This window comes from Phormidium sp. CCY1219, from assembly GCF_035615515.1.
GTDB lineage: Bacteria > Cyanobacteriota > Cyanobacteriia > Cyanobacteriales > Laspinemataceae > CCY1219.
In genome coordinates, this window is record NZ_JAJENT010000220.1 from 1 (window position 1) to 2,556 (window position 2,556).

At 47.2% G+C, this 2,556-nt stretch carries 3 protein-coding genes; all 3 read left to right on the forward strand.

The window, feature by feature from the left end; genetic code table 11:
- Positions 1-114: 114 nt before the first annotated feature.
- The 3 genes from LKK83_RS01925 (at position 115) to LKK83_RS01935 (ending at position 2,387) form a co-directional block, all read left to right on the forward strand.
- Positions 115-594 (forward strand): hypothetical protein, encoded by a 480-nt coding sequence (locus LKK83_RS01925; RefSeq protein ID WP_324629084.1) that lies wholly within the window; start codon positions 115-117, stop codon positions 592-594.
- A gap of 211 nt (positions 595-805) precedes the next feature.
- The gene (locus tag LKK83_RS01930; protein ID WP_324629085.1) at positions 806-1,288 is read left to right on the forward strand and encodes a hypothetical protein; all 483 of its coding nucleotides are present in this window, start codon (positions 806-808) and stop codon (positions 1,286-1,288) included.
- Positions 1,289-1,874: 586 nt separating this feature from the next.
- Positions 1,875-2,387 carry an REP-associated tyrosine transposase gene (locus LKK83_RS01935; protein ID WP_324629086.1) on the forward strand — a complete coding sequence of 171 codons (513 nt, stop codon included), beginning with the start codon at positions 1,875-1,877 and terminating at the stop codon, positions 2,385-2,387.
- Positions 2,388-2,556 lie beyond the last annotated feature (169 nt).

Consider the following 2,556-nt stretch of genomic DNA (forward strand, 5'->3'; position numbering starts at 1 on the left):
AAACCCAGATCTCAAAGGTCTGGGCGGAGAAGCCCGCGCCGTACCGCCTAAGCGGTCGGCGTCGGGAGTACGTCACAAAAGCTTTCCGATCTGACCTCCATTCCCGTCAACGAAATGCTCGACTATTTGGAGGGACGAATTGACTGGGATACGTTTCTGGCAGGTCGGCTCCCCAATACCTACTCCGGCGTCACTAATTCTATTGAGCCAATCGTTACCCTGGAACGAGTCGTCGCCTGGCTCAAAACCCTTTCTCTTCACGAATTGCGTCCAATCTTGGATGCAGCCCTAGAACGCGCTGCTTCTCTTGTGGATCCATCTCGCCCACCGTCAAGCACTCCGCCATTTTCTCCACAAAGCCGTTCCCCAAAACGCTCAACCCCACCCCCCACATCCTCCGATCTGCGCCTCGATCTCAAAAACGAAGACAAATTCCCAGACCGCTTCACACTCCCAACTAAAGCAATTGCAAATGAGCTACTCGCAATAGAAGAACCAACAGAAGAACAAGGAACGGCCCAGGGAAGGCTGGCGCGGTTGGTGGTGGCGTTGGGCGAGAAGTTGGGAGAGCCAAACGAGGGGGTCACTATTTAGAGGTGAGGGACGAACAGGGGTTTGAGGCGGTGTTTAGCTTGGCGATGCTGTCTCCTGTGGCGTGTGAGGGTGAGGAAGTCGGGAAAATTTATTTTCCCGGCCTACAGAAACATAAAGAAATTGTAAAATTTGACCGGATGTATGATGCATTAAGATATACGCCTATTGTAAAGTCATTTATCGAACAAGCGTAGTTTTTGGTTGTGGAGCTATGAGTCAAACTTTTGAAGCCATCAAAATCCCCATCAAAGAAGTAGACATTCAGAAGACTGCCGATCTTTTTAACGAGACTTTAGGGGAAATTCAAAAAGGCATTGTTGATGCCTTAAGTTGGAATGATTTCAGCTTCATTATTCGCAATAACACTGAAGCGCTTCTCAAGCGGACGGGAGCTGTCAATGATTCGGGCGCATGGCCATTTGAAGATATTGAGCCAAAAACTGTAGTTGCGAAATTTTTGAAAGCTAAAAGTTTTTCCTTTGCGGCAAAGTATGCGTTGCCACATCGTGAAATTTGCATTGGTTGTTCTTACCCCTTGGTTGGTTATAAAAAGGTAGCTATGGAATGGAGCGCAGATCCTAAAATCACATGGGACAATATGAGTAACGGCGAAGATAAAAGTGCAGATGAAAACCGTGCTTACATCATGCAAAAAGATGGAAACTACATCTGGGTTTTTGAAGTCAATGGTTGAAGATGAATATGAATCATTGGTTTAATATCAAATCCAGTCTTCCCCTCTAGGGGAAAGCAATTCGCGATTTTCGTTTCCTATCCGTAAACGTTGGATTTGATATCAGGCGATCGTCGTGCGGGCGATCGCCTGCCCCGCTATGGCGCAAATATACCATCAAGCCTCCTTGCCACCCCTGGAGGAAGATGTCATATTTAGCAACGAGATGGTGCGTGACGCGGGTGTTTCACGAATCTGACAACCGGCCAAATTTCCTGGCACGTCACACACCCTACCCGAAATGGGTTGTGGCGTTTCCCAAAACCCCGGTAGGGTGTGTTGCGGCTTCGATAAATCATGGGTTTTCACGATAAATATTAACCTTGCCGCAACGCACCGCCGACAAACCCCATTGATGACGGATGGTGTTAAGAAAAATCGAATACGGGGTTCAGTGAATGATGATGTCAGCAATGAACGTGATGGCAAAAATGTGGGGGCGGTGTTGACGGCAATTTCCATTTTCTGGTGGCGCACGAAGGTTTATTGTTGCCGCAGGGCACCCTACCTATCATAATAAGATTATCGCAATTTTCGACTGATTACAATGGCAGAATATCGGCGAGAATATTGGCAGGGGGCAACCTATTTTTTTACACAGGTGACGTGCGATCGCCAGCCGTGGCTGTGCGACGATATTGCGAGGGTAGCGTTGCGACAGGCGATCGAAACAGTTCGCCTAAAACGCCCGTTTCAAATCGATGCTTTTGTCTTATTACCTGACCATTTTCATTGTTTGTGGACGCTACCGGAAAACGACGGGGATTTTTCAACACGAATGCGTTTGGTGAAAAGCCATGTAACCAGAGCGATCGGCGATAAATTGAATTTAGAGACAACCATAACCGCATCGCGAAAAGCCCGTCGGGAACGGAATTTATGGCAACGGCGGTTTTGGGAACATCGGGTACGGGACGAACAAGAATTTGCCGCCTATTGCGATTATATTCATATTAACCCCGTGAAACATGGGTTATGCAAATCACCCACAGATTGGCCGTGGTCAAGCATTCATCGGTTTATTCGACAAGGCATTTATCCCCCCGATTGGGGCCAGTAATTTCAATTAAAAATTTCGGTAGGGTGTGTTACGGCGGGAATACACCATAATTTTAAACCAAATATTGACATCGCCGTAACGCACCACATTTCAATTCAAAATTCAAAATGTCGGTAGGGTGTGTTACGGCGGGGATAAACCAGAATTTTCACCCAAATATTGAAATCGC

Bases quoted from the DNA above. Each gene is read 5' to 3' on its own strand.
- LKK83_RS01935 (WP_324629086.1), top strand. From the start codon at position 1,875: ATGGCAGAATATCGGCGAGAATATTGGCAGGGGGCAACCTATTTTTTT.
- LKK83_RS01925 (WP_324629084.1), top strand. From the start codon at position 115: ATGCTCGACTATTTGGAGGGACGAATTGACTGGGATACGTTTCTGGCA.
- LKK83_RS01930 (WP_324629085.1), top strand. From the start codon at position 806: ATGAGTCAAACTTTTGAAGCCATCAAAATCCCCATCAAAGAAGTAGAC.